Here is an 18,914-nt window from a genome sequence, read left to right on the forward strand (position 1 = left end):
AAGCACTCGAACCCGGCGTAGGGCTTCTTACCACAACCACCGCCCCCCACCATCCGAATCTACGGGGGTACAAACAGACAGAAACAATCCTTCTTGGGGCGGATATATCGCATTGGATTGTTTTGACGATGGGGATCCCCTAGCCTCACTGGCCTTGTCCGCCCAATCGGCTTCTTTTCGCCAGTCGCCGTACACGCCCCATGCCTTCCATTTATCAAAGACTTGGGCGGTGCACCGTCGCTACGCAGAACGCGAGCGGGTGCGGGCGCGGGCGGAGTATTCGATTCCCTCATTTTGTTGCGAACAATGTCATGCTCACGTGCTTGAAAGAATCGGCACGGGTTCGATGCCAACGCGGCGCGATCCCCAAACGTCAGCCCCGTTCTCTGCGCCGAAATTCTCGGCCAATGTTCACACTCGCCAGCATTGCTGTGATGCTGGCAGGGGCGTTTCAATGCGTCCCGGTCGATGCCGACATGCCGGCGTCCGTTGCCCCGGCGTCCAGTGGCTATCGTTCCAGTTCGGCTTCACTTCCGCCGGTCACGTCGCCCACGGCTTCCAAGGGGCAACCGATATGGCACCAGAGCTTGGAAGACGGTTGGAATGCGTCACGCAAAACGGGGCTGCCCATGGTGATCTTTATCACCAGCGAAAACTGTGTGTATTGCCAGGCCATGGAAAAGCGGACTTGGTGCAACGACAGCATCGCGGGTCAACTGGTGGGCCGGTTTATTCCGATCCATCTAAAGAAGGGCCGCAACGACACGGTTTTGTCGCGGATCCAGCTTAAGATGTACCCGACCACCCTGCTGGCCACGCCCGAGGGCAAAGTCGTCCAGCACCGCGACGGCTTTCAGCCGCCGGAAAACGTTTTGTCATTTTTGAATCAACGGATCGGCGGACGCACGCCCAGCCGTTGATCCCCAACGACTGTTTGCTGCACCACGATGAACCAACGCATCTCTGGCATCTTGACCCCCAACATCACGCCGGTGGATGCGAAGGGCCGCGTGGACGAAGACACTTTGCGTGCCTATGTCGACTGGCTGATTGAACGCGGCGTCGACGGCATTTACCCCAACGGCAGCACGGGTGAATTCGTCCGTTTTTCACCGCAAGAACGTCGACACATCGCACAGATCGTGATCGACCAGGCTGCCGGACGTGTCCCGGTTTTGGCTGGCGCCGCCGAAGCCAACACGCGGGAAACGATCGAAGCGTGCGAAGCCTATGCCGCGATGGGTGCCCGGGCGGTCGCGATCGTCGCGCCGTTTTACTATCGGCTGTCCAGCGAAGGCGTGTATGCGTACTTTCGCGAAATCGCCGATGCCGTGTCGATCGACGTCACGGTGTACAACATTCCGCTTTTCGCTTCGCCGATCGACGTCGACACCGTCATCCGCCTGGCATCGGAATGTCCTCGCGTGATCGGCATCAAAGACAGCAGCGGCGATGTGCCAAACATGATCCGCATGATCGCCGCGATTCGGCCGATGCGTGATGACTTTTCTTTCTTGACCGGATGGGACACCGTGCTGACACCGATGTTGCTGGTCGGTGCCGACGGCGGAACCAACGCGACCAGCGGCGTGGTCCCCGAATTGACCCGAGCGATCCATCGCGCGTGTGTCGCCGGTGACTATGCCACCGCGGTCCAGTTGCAGTACCAGTTGGTGCCCCTGTTCGACACGATGATCTCTCTTGGTGAATTTCCGGCCGGATTCCGTGCCGGGGCGCGCAGCCGAGGTTGGGATTTGGGCAGCGGGCGGGTCACTCTGTCGGCGACACAACAGGAGGCGGTGCGTCGCAGCCAAGACCAGATTGACGCCATGATCCGGCGTGTCACCGATGATTCATCGGACCACCAGACTCGGCAGGCATCGCTGCCCAGCGAGACGATCGAATCGATCGTCGAATCGGTCATCCGCCAGCTTCAAGTCACCCGCGACGAAGCCCGGTAAGTTGCCTAGGCCCGCCCGCTAGGGTGCGAAGTAGCGAATCCAGTTCCGCACTGATTGTCCCGGCACGTAGGCCTTGGGCTGCCCCCACAATCCTTGTCCGACTTGGACCGGCACTGTTTGGTTTCCCAGATTGATCAACGCGTCGGCGGGCGCCGCCGTGGTGGGCGCAACGGGAACCGGCTGGACGACCACCGTCGATGCCGGCGGCATCACCGCGGGCGTGGCGATCTGTGCCGGTGGCGGCACGTATGGCGTCGTGGTGGTTGCCGATGCCGGCACGACGCCGCATCCATAGCCGCTGGCCGCTGTGTACGAACTGGGTGGGGAAATATTGGGACAGTTGTCCATCGTCGCATAGCCCGATCCCGCCAACGATGGTGTCGCCATGGGTGCGTAATCGCCACCGGTGATCGTCGATGCGGGCGGTGGCGTCGATGGCATCCCGGGTACCGACGTCGTCGCCGGCGGTGAGGGCAAACTACGCTGCGGTGCCGACGGCGGTGGTGTTAATGATGGTGTGGTCGTCATCCCCGGCGGTGGCAAAGTCGGCGAGGCCGATCCCGGCGATGCAAAACCCTGAGCCCCACTTTGCGGTGCCGGCGCTGGCGTTGCCGAAGAACTGGGCGGCGGCATCAACGGCGGCGAATCAATGCCTGGTGCCACCGGGCCGCCCGCACCGGGCGTTCCGCCCGGCGCCGTCGAATCAAAACCGGGTAAACCGAATCCATCTTGCTGCATGAACATCGCGCGTTGGACCGGCGCCGTGTAGCCGGCCGGCACCACGTTGGCAGACGAGGCCGTGCGACTGGCCGGCGACGCCGACATCGACGGCGCAACCGTGGTCGGCGCAGCAGAACGCGACAGGCTGCCGATCGGACGCAGCGTCTGGGCCAGCGTCGGATCACCGTCGGCAACCCAGGTCAGGACCAAGACCAAAGCAACAATCTTTGCGGTACGTTTCATCGAATCCTGCACGAATGGCAATCCTGGCAAAGCGGCACCTTCCATCATCGGAGAATCGTCCAACGTCGACCGTTAGAAAAATCGCCCGATACGACGCAAGGTCAATCCAGCGGTTCAGTCCACGACGCCATCCTGATCCATCGGACGGCCGAGCCAACGGACCCATCCAATCAATAGACATGCACCCGCCGACAGGCAAATCCAAGGCGACCAGCCGACGGCCACCGGCAAGGTGCCGACCAACACGCAAACCACGCCGACGGTGATCGCATACGGCATCTGTGTCCGGACGTGGACCATGTGATCGCAGCCGCTTGCACGACTGGACAGCACCGTGGTGTCGGAAATCGGTGAACAATGATCGCCGAAGATGGCGCCCGCCAAAACCGATCCGAACGTCGCCAGAAAGATCGGATGTTCCGCCAAATCGACGTCCCCGTCATTGGCCAATCCCGACATCCGAATCGCTAATGCGACCACGATCGGTGTCAGGATCGCCATCGTGCCCCAACTGGTTCCGGTCGAAAACGCGACGACCCCGGCCAGCAAAAAAGTCACCGTCGGCAACCACCGCACGTCCATGGTGTCGCTGAGCATCGATGACAAATATCCGCTGGTGTTCAGTTGATCGGTCGACGTCATGCCCGACAGTGCCCACGCCAACCACAGCACCAACATCGCTGGCAACATCTGTCCGGCACCCACCAAGGCCCCCTGCCCCACACGACGCAGCGGCCACATTTTTATCACCGCTGCGCCGATCCATGCGGATACCAATCCGACGCCACCGCCGACCACCAACGCCAAATACGAATCTCCGCCTCCGATGATTGTCCCGACACGCTGAAGCCCTGACATGGACGATGGGAACGGTTCCTGTGGCCATCCCGTCTGGATCAATGTTGCCAACACGGCGGCGACACACAGTACCACCGGCAGCACGGCGGCCAATAAAACCATCAAACCATTCGTTGCACCGGAGCACCCCACATCGAATTCATCGTCCGGTGTCTCCGGCAACCGATGCGGGCGCTGCGACACCATCGGGCCGTATTCCCGTCCCGAAATACTCGTCCACATGACCATCACGATGGCCAAGATCGGATAAAAGCGATACGGAACCGACGCCACAAAAATCTCAAACGTCCGATCGGTATCCGGCCAACCAGACTGTTGCAGACCTTCTTGCAGATAACTGATCTCTGTGGCCACCCAAGTGCTGACCAACGCCAATCCAGCCACCGGCGCCGCAGTGGAATCCACCAAATAGGCCAAACGTGCCCGCGAAATTCGATATCGATCGGCGGTCGAACGAAAGGCGCCGCCGATCATCAGCGTGTTGGCATAGTCGTCAAAGAAGATGGCCAAGCCGGAACAGCTGATCAACAACTGGGCCCCCCGGCGCGACCTGACTCGTTGGGCAATCCGCTGCAGTAATGCGGGAATCGCCCCGCCACTTTCCAAGACGCCCACCATCGCACCGAGCAACAGGCTGAACGCCAAGACCTGCAGGTGATAGAAATCAGTCACGGATTGCCAGAGGGACCGAACGAAGATTTCGATCGTTGCCAGCACCCAAACCAGGGTGCCGGTCGAATCCGGTTGCCCTGTCGCCAACAGTGCGGCCCCCGACAAGACGCCGAGGGTCAAAGAGATGTAAACGCGGCCGGTCGCGATGGCCAGGACGATCGCAACGACGGGCGGCAGCAGACTCAGCCAGCTCGCATCGGCCATGAATCGGGGTCACTTCCGGCACGCTGCCAAAGATCAGAGGGCCAACGATCCGGTGCCGAAAAAGTCCAGCTTGGGCGACTCGATTCGGCCCGGGATCTATTTACGAGTGCCGCCGGCACCCAGTACAGGCGGGACCAAAAAGTGCTCGCCGTCGCTGGACGGTGCCGTCCGGACAGCCACATCGGTGCCCAGACTGGGCTGAACTTGATCGTCACGCCAGCGGTTTTCGACGTCCAAAGCCGTCGTCATCGGCTGCACATCATCGGTGTCCAGTTCTGACAATTGCTGAACGAACCCCAGAATCGACTCCAGTTGGGGTGCGATCCCGTGGACCTCATCGTCACTCAGCTGCAAACGCGCCAGCTTGGCCAGCTGGCGGACGTCGTCTTCGGACAACGCCATGGCTACTTAGCGCCACTAACGTCAAACGGCTTGGTCTTGACCGTCTTGCGGACCGATCCGCTACGCAGGCACTGGGTGCACACACGCATGGACTTGTTCGCGCCGCTGGGCAGCGTCACGTGGACTTTTTGCAGGTTGGGAACGAATTTGCGACGCGTCTTGCCGGTGATTTTCGTACCGACACCACCCAAGTACTTCGCCTTACCACGCGTTTCGATGCGGTTGCCCATTTGGACACCTTTACCGCAGATTTCACACTTCCGGGCCATGTTTTCTTCTTCTCTGGCGCTGGGATGATTGATTTTTGGTCTGGATCAAACGCGGGATCATAGCCGGTTGTCCGATCGGGGAAAAGCAGGAAAACCAGGTGAACCGGACCCGCCGGGGTGAACCGGGCCCACGGCGTGGCAAATTCGCGGGCTCACGCGGTCCGATCGGTAAATCAGTGCCCACTGGGACGGGATCCATCGATCGCCGAACCGGTCGGCCAGCCCCGCCCCCCCTCTATCGGAGTCAGTCCGATCCGCCGGTCGCGTTTGGAAAGTCGTTCGACTTGAAAAATTCCATCAGGAAAGTCGCGATTGGCCAAAGTGTCGTCGTCAAAGTGCCGATCTTTCCCCAAGACCGCCCAGGCCGCAATGTCGTCGACGCGACACCAATGCGTCCCGGGTGATCGTCCCCCACACAGATTTTCCCACCCCGGACCGCCACGTTCAGGCAGACGAACCCGATGATTGCATTTTCAACCGGCCAGATCCGACGCTCCGCGCCGGTCGCCGCGCTGCTGTTCGCCGCCATTTTGACGACCGGATGCAGTTCTTTGTCGATTCCGGCGTTCAAACCGCCGGCCCCCGATGTGCCATATCAACCGATCGGTGAAGGCGTCACACTGGCCGGCACGGCAACCCAGGACATGTACCAGCGAGTCCGCCAGGCCAAACGTGAAAACGCCATCGTCCTGGAAGTTGTCGGGGACGAACAGCCGACCCGCGTCTTGCCGCTGCCGCCGGGACAAAAAAGCGTCTTCGTCAGCACCCTGCTGCAACAGACCGGTGTGCTGGCCAAGATCGGTGCCGTGGATGCAACGCTGTATCGATACACCAGCGATTCCGTATCGGGCATTCCCATGGCAGTGAAAATGTCCGAGGACGGCGATCAAGTCCGCCCCGAAAGCGATTATGCCCTGCGTGCGGGTGACCGGCTTCAGGTCAGTGAGCGGAAATTCGACAGTCTGAACAGTCTGATGGAAATGGTCGGCCTGCTGTAAGCCGATTCCTGCGGGTGCCAATTTCTGTGGGCTTCTGGGCGGTCGGTTCGACCCAAAATTCCGACATCGCCCCATCATCGCCGACACCACACAATCCGTGTTTTGTTTCTGGACGCCCCCGCACGGACGAAGATAAACTGTAGGGCCGCGATGACGGCCCACCGTGGGGGAAGGGACACCCGGCGACCGGTCGAACTCGCACGCGGCGTTCCCGGTCACAGCGGACAGCTGTTTCCCCGATTCCAAATGCCTCGATCGGGCATGAGACCACGATCGGGGGTCCGGCGCGCGATCCAAGTCCGGATCGTTCCCGTAATGATCGAGCCGTCGGGGCCGGCGACCCGCCGGCACCTGTCAGCGGCCGACCATGAATGGGCCGCCCAAAACCGACCGGCCAAGATCACGCCGGCTCGAACGAATGCAACCACGTCGGATCCATCCCCGCCCGCGTCGACCGGAACAGTCCGCGTGAGAACGTCCCTTCACCCCTTCGCCGCCCGCCGCCCGATCGCTGGTTTCACGTTGGTGGAACTGTTGGTGGTGATCGCCGTGATCGGTGTGATGGTCGCGTTGCTGTTGCCCGCCGTTCAAGCGGCCCGGGAAGCCGCCCGCCAGACTTCCTGTAAGAACAATTTGAAACAGATCGGTCTGGCCATTCACAACTATCACGCGACGTACCAAAAGTTGCCGTGGGGTGCCAAAGGCGGCTGGGGCCCCAGCTGGACGACCGACATCTTGCCCAATATCGGCGAAGCGTCGTTGGCGTCGATCGTCCCTTATGGCGAACCGGGCTACGCGACCGGCAACGACCAAGACAGCAAACACTTTCGGTTGCTGGCCACCAGCGCGTTGCCGACGTTTCGTTGTCCGTCCCAGTTCGGTCCCACCGTGTTCAACGAATCCATGGGACGCATCACCGGTCGCGCGCTGAACAGCTATCTGGGCAATGCCGGCAGCGATGTGATTCACAACAACTACTCCATCACCGGACGGCTGGGGATGGAATCGGGCAACGGCCTGTTCCAGGCCTGTGATTTTTGTCACCGCAGCAGCGGATCGAATTTCTGTGACAATCGACCGGAGATGCCGCCGCTTTCCTTCGCTTCGGTCACCGACGGTCTGAGCAACACGGTGATGGTCGCCGAAACTCGGTTCATTGATTTCGCCCAATGTGGCGTGTGTGATCACTTCATGCTGTATCACACCGACTTCGATGACTTGAACGGACGCGATTTCTCCGAAGCCCTGGCGTCGTTGTACTTCGGCATCAACCTGGAACGTGTGCCCAACGATCATCTGCAGATGAGCATCGGCAGCTATCACCCCGGCGGCGTTCACGTCGCGATGGCCGACGGTTCGGTTCGCTACATCACCGAACAACTGGACGAAGCGATCCGCTTGGCGATCGGTTCACGCAACGGTCGCGAAGTCGTTGAGATGTCCAGCTTCTAAGCGTCCCAACGAATTGGCAACCTGCCGGCGATCGTTCGACTGCGAGACGGTGATCGCTGAGACTTTGATCACTGAGACGCGATCTTTGGGACACGTCCATCACGGTCGCGTTGCTTGATCGGCGATGCGTGAACGGCAATTTTTGCGACTCATATAAAAGGCCCGCCGACACATTTGCATCGGCGGGCCCAGGCGAGATTCGTTTGATCTGAAATCCGATGGCATTTGCCTACCATCGGATTCACTGGTCCAGATCAGGCGCTTTTGGTGGTCGGCATTTGAAACAACTTGCGCGACCCGCTGACCACGGTTTCGTCGATCGTGTAAACGCTGCCGTCTTCTTGTTCGGGCAGGTCGTACATGATGTCCAACATCACTTGTTCCAAGATGCCGCGAAGCCCACGAGCTCCGACACCCTTGTCCAGGGCTTGGCGTGCCACATAGTGCAACGCTTCGTCGGTGAAATTCAGTTCGCAGTTTTCCATCTCGAACAGCGCTTTGTACTGTTTGATGATCGAGTTCTTGGGCTCTTTCATCACTCGTACCAAGCCTTCTTCGTCCAGCGGTTGCAGGTAGCTGACCACCGGCAAACGTCCGACCAATTCGGGGATCAGACCGAATTGCAGGATGTCTTCGGTTTCGACCTGGGCCAACAGTTCCGCGGTGGACTGTTCGTTGCGGACGCTCGACCCACCGCCAAAGCCCAGGGTACGATGCCCCAAGCGTTTGCGGATGATTTCTTCGATCCCGACGAACGTCCCGCCACAAATGAACAGGATGTTGCTGGTATCCATTTGGATGTATTGCTGTTCGGGATGCTTTCGCCCGCCTTGTGGCGGAACGTTGGCAACGGTTCCCTCCAGCATCTTCAGCAAGCTTTGCTGAACGCCTTCGCCGGACACATCACGGGTGATCGAAACGTTGCCGTTGGTGCGTCCGATCTTGTCGACTTCGTCGATGTACAAGATGCCGCGTTGGGCAGCCTCGACATCAAAGTCGGCCGCATGCAACAGTTTCAACAACAAGTTTTCGACGTCTTCACCGACGTACCCCGCTTCGGTCAACGTCGTGGCGTCGCCGATCGCAAAGGGAACGTTCAGCATCCGCGCCAGCGAACGGGCCAACAGCGTTTTGCCGCTGCCGGTCGGGCCGGCCAACAGGATGTTGCTCTTTTCAATTTCGACTTCGCTGCCGCCATCCCACTCGGTGCTTAACCGTTTGTAGTGGTTATGGACGGCGACGGCCAAAACACGCTTGGCGGCCGTTTGGCCGATGACGTATTGATCCAAGTGCTCGGTGATTTCACGCGGCGACGGGATCTCACTGAACAGTGCTTTGCTGGGACCACGCCGTCGTTCTTCTTGATCCAAGATCGACTGGCACAGCTCGATGCACTCGCTGCAGATGTAAACGTCGCCTGGTCCTTCGACCAACGGCCCGACGTCGCGATAGCTCTTTCGACAGAACGAACAGAACGCGTTCTTTTTGCTGGCCGAACTTCCGCGGCGTGAGCTGGAATTATCCTTCGAGGGCATACACGACTCCTAGGCTGTGCCACGCCAATGTCGCCACGGCCGACCGAGACCGCCGTTCGCCGCCGACGTTTTGAAAAAACGATTCGGCGGCGGACGGCGAGGGAAGGATCAGCCACGTGGGTTTGTAACGTGGGTCATCAACGACCCGCGGCAAACTTTGGTGGTGGATTGGGTTTTAAATATCGGGTCGGCCTACGCTAGTTTTGCTGGGTTGCCCGAGCGAACAAAAGGGAAGGTTCACCCGGGCCACGTTCGGCCGTTTGTCTTTCACCGGCGTCAATTCCAAGGAATCAATCATCCGCCTGACCTGCATCGGTCGGTCGGCGTCACGGTGGCCACGTCAAAGTGGTGGTTCTGGCGGTCCATTCGGATTCCGGTGCACAAGGCACCAAAAAGCCGGGTCGATCCGATTTCACTGATTCGATGACGTGGGCGACGTTTCGCCGGATGGGTCGTCACTGTCGGACGACGCGGATGGTTGGCTCCCTGAAACTTGACCTTGGGTGATGGATTCTATCTTTCGGAATTCCTGGTCGCTGATGTCACCCTTGCGATGCATTTCTCGCAAGTTAGCAAGCACGTCGACTTCGGTTTCCTGGTCGTTGGCGGCGTAGTCGCGAAAGATTGACACCAGATAAAATCCGGCAGCAATCAAGACGGCCAAGATCAATAAGGAGCCGACAGACTGCATCGTCGATGTGCTAAACAAATCTGTCACAATCCCACCGATCCGGTCGGGACGTCACACCGTTGCATTCGTCAACAATGCGTCGTCGCTTGGTCGTCGTCGCAATTCAATCTTGCCCGTCGATCCCCGCGTCGTCCTCCGCCCAAAAAGATGATAGGAGTGTCCCGTAAACGTGGTCCAGGAAAGGGAACGCGATTTCGCAAGAATTTCGTGTTTCACGTAGTTTACGACGTTTCACAGCCCACAGCCAACGTCAATCTGTCGCGAATCCGACGCCGCACCGAAGGGACCGCCGCGTTTAGCCGTTCAGACATTTCCACGCATGAACCGGACCGCCGAATCGTAGGGACATCGCAGCGGATCATCCGCCGCCGACATCTGGAAAATCACCGGTGCGTCGAATCCGGTCCCGGACAAGTTGTCCAGCATGATTGCGGGATCGAATCGCAACCCCGCCGATTCACTGGCCGTGACGTGATGCATCCCCATCACCAAACCCGCCAAGCAATCACCGTGACGGGCCAGCCGATCCGCCACCGGAATTTCACCGGTCTGCAGCATCACGTCCACGTCCGCCCACAGTTTCAATAACCCCGGCCGGCGGACCCATTGCCGCAGCCGATCAAAATGAATCGTCGTTGCCACCACCCCGCCCCGCTCGGGCCGCAGTGCCAACGCGATTCCCGTTTGATCGGCCAGCGACAACAACACGTCGATCCGATGGGCCAATCGATCCAAGACCGCTTCGTCATGACGTTCGGTTGTCCCGCCGGTGCTGCCACAGCAAAACGTCACCGTCGTCACCCCGATGCTGGCGGCGGCCTTGATCCAACGACTTGCCAGTTCCAACGATCGATCAGCAACGCAGGGGTCTTCACTGGCCAGCGACGGCCAACCGGGACGATGCGGATCGTCAATGAAGCGGCCTTCCAAACACAGCCAAAGCTGCACCCCCAGTTCACCGGCCAAGACATTCAACTGGGTTGCGTCAGCCACGGCGCCGTCGTCGGCCAACCGCAATCCGTTACGCCGCGGGATCAATGCCACGACGCGGTAACCCATTTGGGCAAGCCATCCCAACGCCGTTGCGTCGTCGTGCCACGGCATAGCGGCGGCATGAAATCCGACGTTCACGTTGCGGCCGCTCCCCAAACCATTTGCCGGGTCTCGGTGGTCCGCTGGACGCAAATTGGCGATCGCATCAGGTCACCCGAAAGTATCGTGACAGCCCCAGCGCCGGCATGACGCCCGCAAAGATCAACAAACCCCAAAACGGCCCGGCGCCCAAAAAGGCAATCGCCGCGGCCAACGGAATGATCGTCAACACACCGCTGCGGACGGCCGATTGGATCGAATCGGCCGTTCCCAACCGCGCCGCGCGGAAACCTCGGACGACCACCGGAAATACAACCATGGCCACCAACAACAAAAACGGACCGGCGGGCGACAATTGCCAGGCAACCGCGTTGATATCCAGACGCGGCGCGACACCGATCATCGCACCGCCCAGCGCGACCACAATCGTCCCGGTCCACAGATTGGGCTGGAATCCATCAATCGTCTTTTCCGCTTCGCGTCGTCCGATCGTGGTCACCCCCATCACAAACATGCCCATCCCGGCTGCCATGCCCAGCAACCAAGTCGGGAATTCCGCCGGAGACGCGAAATGGGGCGCGGCGCCCAACAGGAAACTCAGCACACGACACATTCCCATCGCCAACGGCCCAACGGGCGTCGCCTTCAGCGGTCCGTCGTACAACAGCACCGACACCGCCAAGGCGGCCGCCACCATTGCCGGTGTCCAATTGACCGCCGGGGCCGAATCGTCTGCCACCAACTGACCGGCCACTGCCGCGACGATCACGCCACCGACCAACATGGCAATGCCGACCGCACGTGCGACCGACACGCTGATCGCGCCCGATGCCAACGGACGCTGTGGCCGTTGTTGGCGATCTTTCTGGACGTCAAAAACGTCGTTCAAAATCATCCCGGCCCAGTACAACAGCACCCCGGCAATCAACACCGAAACAAAACGCGGTACCGGTTCGGCACCACCGGCGACGATCAAATAACCGGCCGCCACGTCGGCCAAGACCGTGAACACATTGGGCAGACGCACCAACTGCCCCCATGCCAACCACGTGGGCCGGGAAACAGAATTTTGTGGGCGATGATCCCCGTCAGCTTGGCTGGCGGATTCGGTGCGGGATGCCATATCGGAAATTCATTCAACGGTCGGAATCACAAACCGACCAGTGTAGACACCCTGCGGTATGACCGACACAGGATGCGTCCACACCGCAACCCCCCTGACCGAAGGCATCGCCGACAACCGCTGCGACTATTCCTGGCGGGTGTAGACCGCCGGATAGACAAACGACGGTTCCCAAGGCGGCAGTAGGTACGTCCACTGTTCCGACACGGGTTCACCCGCGCTGATCAACTGGACTTCCAATTCCACCGGGCCATCGCCCTCGGGAATCACCTCGGCCCGCAAGATCCAATCGCCCTGTTCGGTCCGCTTCAGCGTTGGGTTTTTCATCACACCACGCACCGCCGATGTTTGCGCTTGCGGAGGCGAATCGGCTGGAAGCCCACGAATCGACGGACCGGCAAACCGGACTTCGATCCCGATCACCGCATCGGCCACTGTTGTGTCAGTCGCCCGCGCGTCGGCCGCATCCTGCTCGGACGACTCCGCCTGTTTCGGCGGAACCGATCGATCCGGTCGTGTCACGTCCAGATTGGTGGCCCGGGCCAGCGCGTTGTGCTGCGGCGGATCGCCGGCAAAGAAATGGATGTCGTATTCCAGATTCACCGGTTGGCCCACCTCCGGCGTTTCCTTTGGTAACCAATAGGCGCCCAGGTTATCAACGCCTTCATGCGCGCCGGGCAATTCCAACAGTTCAATCGATCCCTCGGTCCAAGGCCTTTTGGGGACCACCCACAAACTGGGACGCATGTCGTACCGCGCGTTGTGGTCGTCGTAATGAAAGAATGCACGGTTCCGCTGGATCAATCCAAAGCCCAACAACTGTTCGACCTCGGTCGACGTCACCGATGGGTAATCCTGGCGAGCAAACGGACGCCAACGCCACTGCAACTGGTCGGTCCGGATCAACAATCCGTCACTGTCATGCACACCAGGCCTGGCGTCCTTGGGGGGCCCTTTCAATCCGTCGCCCCACATCCACATGCTGGTCAGTGGTGCGTAGGCGACCTTGTCCGGTACGCGGCGGAAATACAACTCGGCCTCCACCGACAACCGCGTGTCGGTTTCGCCGGGAAACAAGCGGAACCGATACGCGCCGCTGACACTGGGGCTGTCCAAGTGCGCCAGAATCGTCAACGAATCATCCTCGGCGGCGGGCAGCGTGATCCAAAACGCGCGAAAGTCAGGAAACTCCTCCACCTTCTGCATCGCGATATCGATCGCGATGCCGCGTGCCGACGCCCCATAAACACAGTCACCGCTGCGTCCGCGAAAATAACTGGAACCCAAAAAGCTCAAGACTTCTTCGGCGCGGTCGGTCCCGGGAAACTGTCCGATCAATTTCACCCCGGCATGTCCGGCGGCCGGGATCGCTGATTCCTCCAACGGCGATTGGTATTCAAAGTCCTTCTTGCTGAACTTGATCCGTTGGCAAATCGGTTGGTCCCCGGCACTGGGGATCAGCGTGAACAGTTCGACACGATCGACTTGGACGAAGCCGCGATGAAATGTTTCGAACCAAAACGGAAGGCCTTGATTCCACCACGTGGCGCGACGATGACGAAACCCGACTTTGATGTAATCGTCATAGCTCCACGAGTCCAACGGCTGGGGCAACGGGTCGGTCGGAACACAGTCATATAACGACGCGGACTGTGCCAGCGATTTCAAATCATCAAAATCACGAACCTTGATGTATTGGTCCAGATAGGTCGTCCCGCCATCGGCGGTCGGTGCAAATCGGCTGACCACGGCGTCATCGGCTGCGGTCGTGGTCTGGGCCAACAACAGCACCCACGCCACATAAACCAACCACCGCACCGGAGCATGAAAGAAACGCATCAACGAGGCACCGAATGAGGAGCAGAAGCATCAGAAAAGCCGATGCATTTTGCCCACGCTGCCAGATCTGGCAATCCGTCTACCGTGCCCCGCGCGCCCGACTAAGCCGCCGCTGCCGCCTAGGCCGCCGCTGCGCGGAAACCGGCCAGCGACAGTGCACGCCGTGCGGCCGGATGCTGCATGAAGGGTCTCCAAACCTGATCGCCGAACAGATTGGACGCCATTAACAGGGTGATTCCGGTGTCGATACCGATCACATCGGGGTTCACCCAACCGTTGGCCGGGTTGAACGCGTTGACGAATCCATACCGACCATAGACGGCGTCGCCAAAGGCCTGTCGCTGATATTGCAACGTGTGCATTGCCGACTGTGGCACAATCGCCAACGCTCCGCCCGCCGCACTGGGAACGATCGTCCCATCAATGCCACGATCCGGTCGCGCCGGCCCGTCGTGATAGGGTCCGCCCCAGTCGCGATACCCGTGGGCGCTGTCGCTGCTGGTGATCCCCCACAGGTCTTCGCCGTAGTGGCCCATGCGATGCGGATCCGCGGTCGCCAAATCTTTCATGAATTGTTGATGGGCGCGATGGGCCACCTGGGCGTTCTGCCAAAAACTGCGGCCCCCGGCGGACACCAGACGCCGAAAATCAAAGAACGCCGTCGGATACTGGTGAACAAACAACGGCGGGTACGACATGAACGGTTGCCCCTGGTGGTGCAGCACCGGCCCCCGCTGCCACGCTTCCCAGCACCGTGCCGGGATCGGCGACTGCGGTGCACCGATCGCCAGCAGCACCAAAATCGTCAGCTCGCTGAACGTGTCCCACTGAGCCGGCAAAATGCCGATCTCCGGCGTGTACCCCATGTGCAAACAATCGTTGTCGCCCAGCAACCATCGCCAATCGACCCGCTGATAGATCTCGTCCGCCGCATCGGAAATCACGCGATCATTCGCGTAGATCATCTGAGCGTGCATTGCACCGGCGATCAGCAATGCGGTGTCGATGGACGAAGCTTCACTGCGCAGCGCTCGACGCCCCGTGCGTCGGTCGACAAAGTGGTACAGAAAGCCACGTTCATGCTGGACGCGATCTCGAAGCGACACCATCAACTTGGCAACGCGGTCTCGCGCCAAACCGGGACTGACCCAACCGTTCTGGCCTGCCAAGGCGTGGGCGGACAATCCGAAGCCGCATGCCGCCATGCTGGCGTGATCACTGAATCCGCTGCCGTCAACGCGTCCGCGGTCGGCAATCAGCCCCGTGTCCGGATCGGCGGCGTCGACAAAGTACTGGTAACAGCGTTGACGCAAATCGTCCAAGAACGCTGACTGTTGTTCGGTCATTCCGCCGTCCCGCATGTCGCGACTTTGCCCCGGCCACCGACCATCGGACCGGCGCACTGGCAGATCATCGTTCACCGATGACTCGATCGCGGCAATCCAAGCGGGCGTACCGACACCAATCAGCGTCGAACCGGCGGCCGCGCCGGACAAAAGAAAGCGTCGTCGAAACATTTCCGGCACCATCGAAGGCGGGGGCAACCGGGGCGCAAGGGGATGCACCGGAGGCGGGGGGGTGGGGATCGAAACAGGCGGGAACTGTCCGCGTTAGCCCAGTTTGCTAACCGCCTAACGGAAGCCTAGGCAACACAACATCGGCACCAACGGGACGGGACCGCACGATAGTGGCTTCGCATGGAATTCACAAGTTGAATCTTGCGACCCGCCCTTTACGCCTTTCCGGTCTTCACGGCTGCTGCGTTTCCCGGGATTCGCCACCCACACGGCGTCGCGATCACGGCACCTGGAATCTCCGCTGCCCGCCTCACCACCGCGCCAAGATCCGATTTTTGGGCATGGGTTTTGCGACCGTCAGAACCGACAGTTTTGATGCCGTTTACTTCACAAATTCACGTTTGTCGCACGGTGGAACCATCGATCGTTGGAATGCCCGAACGCCCTTGCGTTTGCCCTTAAACACAATGGCGCCAGATCCGGCTTTTCCGGCGACGCAGAACCGCCAAAAGATAGGTTGAGGTGACCGGCCCGAACGCCGATTTTCTGAAGGGAACATAACGTCGCACCGGAGTCACGGGTTTCGCAAGATTCCAAAACTTCTCATTGCGACGCAACCGTTTCCCTTTCAGACGTGACGCGAACCGAACGACCGCAAACCGCAACTTTTCTCCCCCTCTTTTCTGTTTTGTTTCAGTCGAGAAAGCCATGAATCTGACGACCGAACCGACTGGCGCCCTGACCATTGCCCCCCCGGCCGCCGATGCCCGGACGAGCGATTCGCCGGCATCCGCGATCGATCGCGCCCTGATCGCCGCCGCGAATTACTTGCGGCACTGCGGCATCCATCACCCCGATGTGTTGCGTGATGAATGCCACCGCTTGGTCGAAACCGCTCGGCAACGGTTGAACGCCGGTGGCGACGCGGGATCAATCGACGATGAACGACTGTCCGGCCTGACGCTGGACTTGGCCTTCGAATCCGTCGCCACCAAACACCAACAAACGTCTACTCCGACGCAACAAGTTGTCATTCCCACGATCCAGCCCCGCGCATTGGTCACCAACACCACCCCCGGTCTGATCGGACCGCTGCGGATCGATTGGTGGGTGGCGCGACTGCAATCGACCACGCTGGGACGCTGGATTTTGTCGACCGGTTCCGTTCGCGTTCCTTCGAACCACTGGAGTCACGATGACGCGCGACACAGCAAGTGATGCCGCCGGCACCCACGCGGCGCGTTGGCTGATCGGCGCCGCCACGTTCGTGCTGTCGGTCCTGGGCATTGCCGCCTATGTCCGCAGCGTCGCGTCGGGCGGACCGGAACGTGGATTTGACTGGGGCGAACTCGGTTTCTGGGATGCGGCATCGGCGGCCCTGTTCGCCGTTCTGTGGACTTGGATCGCGTTTTCGTTTTGTGTCGCGACTTTTGGGTTTTGTCGCCGCGTCTTTTCCGCGTCGCGTCCAACATGGTCCCGCGACGGACAGCCGAAACAGCCGCTGAAAACCGCGGTGCTGGTCCCGGTGTACAACGAATCGCCCGACGACGTGTTCGCGCGGATCGAAGCGATGATGCGCGGAATCGCCCGAGAATCGGCCCACAACCCGGGGATCGAGTTCGACTTTTTCGTGCTCAGCGACAGCACCAACGTCGACACTTGGTTGGCCGAAGAACAAACTTGGGCAAGCTTGCGGGACCGATTGCCGGCCGATGTGTCAGAAGTGTGCCGCGTGTTTTATCGACACCGCAACGAAAACAAGGGCCGCAAAGCGGGCAACATCGCCGACTTTTGTCACCGTTGGTCCCAGCCCTATCCGTTCATGATCGTATTGGACGCCGACAGCTTGATGTCGCCATCGGCGATGTTCGAAATGACACGGCGAATGGATGCCGATCCGCGGCTGGGGATCTTACAAGTTCCTCCCGCACCGATCGGACGCGCGTCGTTGTTTGCACGTCTTCAGCAGTTTGCAGCGCAGGCGTACGGCCCGGTCTTTGTCGAAGGCTTCGATGCTTGGGCGGGCGACCAAGGCAATTACTGGGGACACAACGCGATCATTCGCGTCGAAGCGTTCTGTCAGTGCTGCGATCTGCCCGTGTTGCCCGGACAAGCGCCGCTGGGCGGTGAAATCCTGTCACACGATTTTGTCGAAGCCGCATTGATGGTTCGCCGTGGCTGGAAAGTTCGCTTGGCCACCGATCTGGCCGGCAGCTACGAAGAATGCCCGACGACGCTGACCGATTACGCCCAGCGCGACCAGCGTTGGTGTCAAGGTAATTTGCAACACAGCCGATTGGTCGTCAGCGAAGGCTTTCACCCGGTCAGCCGACTGCACTTCGCCAGCGGCGTGATGTCCTATGTGGCATCGCCACTTTGGATCCTGTTCACCGTGACGTGCTTGGCCGGACGGGCGTTGGATCAACCAGTCGCGTCGGCGGATTGGTTCGACCGTTTCGGACGCTTCGCGTTGTTCGGCGTCGCGATGGTCATGCTGTTGATCCCCAAAGCCTATGGCGTGGCGGAAATCTGGCTGTCGGGACGTTCCACGCAATTCGGCGGTGCGATTCGCGTCGCGCTGTCTGCGGTTCTGGAAACCGTCATGTCGGTGCTGCTGTCACCCATCATGGCCGTGCTGCATAGCCGATTCGTCGTCTCCACCCTTCGCGGCCGCAAGGTCCACTGGGGTGCCCAACAGCGTGACGAACACGGCGTGACACTGGGACAAGCGGCCAGCGATTTCGGCGGCATGACGGCGATCGGCATCCTGGCCACCGCGGCGGTCGCCTACGCCGCCCCGCCGCTGTTGCCTTGGTTTGTTCCGATCTTGGCCGGTTGGTTGTTGGCGATCCCGCTGGCGATGATGTTGGGCAGTCGAGGCCTTGGCGTTGCGATGCAGCGTTTGGGACTGCTGATCATCCCAGAGGAAACCGATTCGCCACGGCTGTACGACGATTTCAAAGTCGCGTTGGATCAAAACGTTTCACCGAAACAGGACACTGCACCGGAGCGTGCGTTGCACCGACTGTTGCGTGACCCCGCGTTTCTGTTGACCCACCAACAAGTCGTCTCGGCCAGCGAAAGTGCGGTCACCTTGTCCGACGAAGACCGACACGAAGTGCTGCGACACTACGACATCGGAATCGACGAAATCCCGGCACCTTTGCAGCGTCGCATGCTGTGTGACGTCGGGCTGCTGCGGCAAATGCACGTCGGCAGCCTGTCACGCCTGAGCGCCTAATCTCCCCCTGAGCCGCCGGCCGTTAGGCCTCGGGACCCCAATTCCCTAGCCGCCGGCCGTCAGGCCTCGGGAACCCCATCCCCCGCCCCACCGGCCG

General features: G+C 60.3%; 16 protein-coding genes. 6 read left to right on the forward strand and 10 right to left on the reverse strand.

The features are described from left to right. Positions 1–407 precede the first annotated feature (407 nt). Positions 408–920, forward strand: a complete 513-nt coding sequence (locus HFP54_RS07005; protein ID WP_168564538.1) for a thioredoxin fold domain-containing protein — start codon at positions 408–410, stop codon at positions 918–920. A 27-nt stretch (positions 921–947) separates the two neighbouring features. Then, positions 948–1,961 carry a dihydrodipicolinate synthase family protein gene (locus tag HFP54_RS07010; protein ID WP_168564539.1) on the forward strand — a complete coding sequence of 338 codons (1,014 nt, stop codon included), beginning with the start codon at positions 948–950 and terminating at the stop codon, positions 1,959–1,961. Positions 1,962–1,979: 18 nt separating this feature from the next. Here the strand turns inward: HFP54_RS07010 and HFP54_RS07015 are convergent, their stop codons facing one another. From HFP54_RS07015 to rpmB, 4 genes are all read right to left on the reverse strand, one after another. Further along, positions 1,980–2,924, reverse strand: a complete 945-nt coding sequence (locus tag HFP54_RS07015) for a hypothetical protein (RefSeq protein ID WP_168564540.1) — start codon at positions 2,922–2,924, stop codon at positions 1,980–1,982. A 114-nt stretch (positions 2,925–3,038) separates the two neighbouring features. Beyond that, positions 3,039–4,658, reverse strand: coding sequence for a Na+/H+ antiporter NhaC family protein (locus HFP54_RS07020; protein ID WP_168564541.1), 1,620 nt, complete (start codon positions 4,656–4,658; stop codon positions 3,039–3,041). A 96-nt stretch (positions 4,659–4,754) separates the two neighbouring features. Then, the gene (gatC, locus tag HFP54_RS07025; RefSeq protein WP_146439706.1) at positions 4,755–5,060 is read right to left on the reverse strand and encodes an Asp-tRNA(Asn)/Glu-tRNA(Gln) amidotransferase subunit GatC; all 306 of its coding nucleotides are present in this window, start codon (positions 5,058–5,060) and stop codon (positions 4,755–4,757) included. 2 nt (positions 5,061–5,062) lie between these two features. Then, positions 5,063–5,329, reverse strand: a complete 267-nt coding sequence (gene rpmB / locus HFP54_RS07030; RefSeq protein WP_145303833.1) for a 50S ribosomal protein L28 — start codon at positions 5,327–5,329, stop codon at positions 5,063–5,065. Between the two features lie 461 nt (positions 5,330–5,790). Between rpmB and HFP54_RS07035 the strand changes: the two genes are divergently transcribed. Beyond that, positions 5,791–6,327, forward strand: coding sequence for a hypothetical protein (locus HFP54_RS07035; protein WP_146410374.1), 537 nt, complete (start codon positions 5,791–5,793; stop codon positions 6,325–6,327). Positions 6,328–6,795: 468 nt separating this feature from the next. Continuing rightward, complete coding sequence (locus HFP54_RS07040; protein ID WP_196784417.1) at positions 6,796–7,779, forward strand: DUF1559 domain-containing protein; 984 nt, start codon at positions 6,796–6,798, stop codon at positions 7,777–7,779. Between the two features lie 254 nt (positions 7,780–8,033). On the opposite strand, the gene clpX is transcribed toward HFP54_RS07040, so the two are convergent. The 6 genes from clpX to HFP54_RS07070 form a co-directional block, all read right to left on the reverse strand. Next, positions 8,034–9,314 carry an ATP-dependent Clp protease ATP-binding subunit ClpX gene (gene clpX / locus HFP54_RS07045; RefSeq protein WP_146410373.1) on the reverse strand — a complete coding sequence of 427 codons (1,281 nt, stop codon included), beginning with the start codon at positions 9,312–9,314 and terminating at the stop codon, positions 8,034–8,036. A gap of 412 nt (positions 9,315–9,726) precedes the next feature. Next, positions 9,727–10,005, reverse strand: coding sequence for an SHOCT domain-containing protein (locus HFP54_RS07050; protein WP_168564542.1), 279 nt, complete (start codon positions 10,003–10,005; stop codon positions 9,727–9,729). Positions 10,006–10,308: 303 nt separating this feature from the next. Next, positions 10,309–11,136 carry a sugar phosphate isomerase/epimerase family protein gene (locus HFP54_RS07055; protein ID WP_168564543.1) on the reverse strand — a complete coding sequence of 276 codons (828 nt, stop codon included), beginning with the start codon at positions 11,134–11,136 and terminating at the stop codon, positions 10,309–10,311. A 67-nt stretch (positions 11,137–11,203) separates the two neighbouring features. After that, the gene (locus HFP54_RS07060) at positions 11,204–12,220 is read right to left on the reverse strand and encodes a UbiA family prenyltransferase (protein WP_146410370.1); all 1,017 of its coding nucleotides are present in this window, start codon (positions 12,218–12,220) and stop codon (positions 11,204–11,206) included. Positions 12,221–12,346: 126 nt separating this feature from the next. Then, the gene (locus HFP54_RS07065; RefSeq protein ID WP_168564544.1) at positions 12,347–14,059 is read right to left on the reverse strand and encodes a glucan biosynthesis protein; all 1,713 of its coding nucleotides are present in this window, start codon (positions 14,057–14,059) and stop codon (positions 12,347–12,349) included. A 119-nt stretch (positions 14,060–14,178) separates the two neighbouring features. Further along, the gene (locus HFP54_RS07070) at positions 14,179–15,576 is read right to left on the reverse strand and encodes a glucoamylase family protein (RefSeq protein WP_235951310.1); all 1,398 of its coding nucleotides are present in this window, start codon (positions 15,574–15,576) and stop codon (positions 14,179–14,181) included. A 708-nt stretch (positions 15,577–16,284) separates the two neighbouring features. On the opposite strand from HFP54_RS07070, the gene HFP54_RS07075 reads away from it, so the two are divergent. Together HFP54_RS07075 and mdoH are read left to right on the forward strand one after the other, a co-directional pair. After that, positions 16,285–16,794: a hypothetical protein gene (locus tag HFP54_RS07075; RefSeq protein WP_146410368.1), complete on the forward strand. Its 510-nt coding sequence runs from the start codon at positions 16,285–16,287 to the stop codon at positions 16,792–16,794. Then, entirely contained in the window at positions 16,772–18,817 is a 2,046-nt protein-coding gene (gene mdoH, locus HFP54_RS07080) for a glucans biosynthesis glucosyltransferase MdoH (protein ID WP_168564545.1), read from the forward strand. The genes HFP54_RS07075 and mdoH overlap by 23 nt, the downstream gene beginning before the upstream one ends. Positions 18,818–18,914: the final 97 nt, after the last annotated feature.

This window comes from Crateriforma spongiae (assembly GCF_012290005.1).
Classification (GTDB): Bacteria; Planctomycetota; Planctomycetia; order Pirellulales; family Pirellulaceae; genus Crateriforma; species Crateriforma spongiae.

Excerpts from the sequence above, each read along its gene's own strand:
- HFP54_RS07035 (WP_146410374.1), top strand. The coding sequence starts at position 5,791 with ATGATTGCATTTTCAACCGGCCAGATCCGACGCTCCGCGCCGGTCGCC.
- HFP54_RS07020 (WP_168564541.1), bottom strand. The coding sequence starts at position 4,658 with ATGGCCGATGCGAGCTGGCTGAGTCTGCTGCCGCCCGTCGTTGCGATC.
- HFP54_RS07005 (WP_168564538.1), top strand. The coding sequence starts at position 408 with ATGTTCACACTCGCCAGCATTGCTGTGATGCTGGCAGGGGCGTTTCAA.
- rpmB (WP_145303833.1), bottom strand. The coding sequence starts at position 5,329 with ATGGCCCGGAAGTGTGAAATCTGCGGTAAAGGTGTCCAAATGGGCAAC.
- mdoH (WP_168564545.1), top strand. The coding sequence starts at position 16,772 with ATGACGCGCGACACAGCAAGTGATGCCGCCGGCACCCACGCGGCGCGT.
- HFP54_RS07065 (WP_168564544.1), bottom strand. The coding sequence starts at position 14,059 with ATGCGTTTCTTTCATGCTCCGGTGCGGTGGTTGGTTTATGTGGCGTGG.
- HFP54_RS07050 (WP_168564542.1), bottom strand. The coding sequence starts at position 10,005 with ATGCAGTCTGTCGGCTCCTTATTGATCTTGGCCGTCTTGATTGCTGCC.
- HFP54_RS07015 (WP_168564540.1), bottom strand. The coding sequence starts at position 2,924 with ATGAAACGTACCGCAAAGATTGTTGCTTTGGTCTTGGTCCTGACCTGG.
- HFP54_RS07070 (WP_235951310.1), bottom strand. The coding sequence starts at position 15,576 with ATGTTTCGACGACGCTTTCTTTTGTCCGGCGCGGCCGCCGGTTCGACG.
- clpX (WP_146410373.1), bottom strand. The coding sequence starts at position 9,314 with ATGCCCTCGAAGGATAATTCCAGCTCACGCCGCGGAAGTTCGGCCAGC.
- HFP54_RS07060 (WP_146410370.1), bottom strand. The coding sequence starts at position 12,220 with ATGGCATCCCGCACCGAATCCGCCAGCCAAGCTGACGGGGATCATCGC.
- gatC (WP_146439706.1), bottom strand. The coding sequence starts at position 5,060 with ATGGCGTTGTCCGAAGACGACGTCCGCCAGCTGGCCAAGCTGGCGCGT.
- HFP54_RS07075 (WP_146410368.1), top strand. The coding sequence starts at position 16,285 with ATGAATCTGACGACCGAACCGACTGGCGCCCTGACCATTGCCCCCCCG.
- HFP54_RS07010 (WP_168564539.1), top strand. The coding sequence starts at position 948 with ATGAACCAACGCATCTCTGGCATCTTGACCCCCAACATCACGCCGGTG.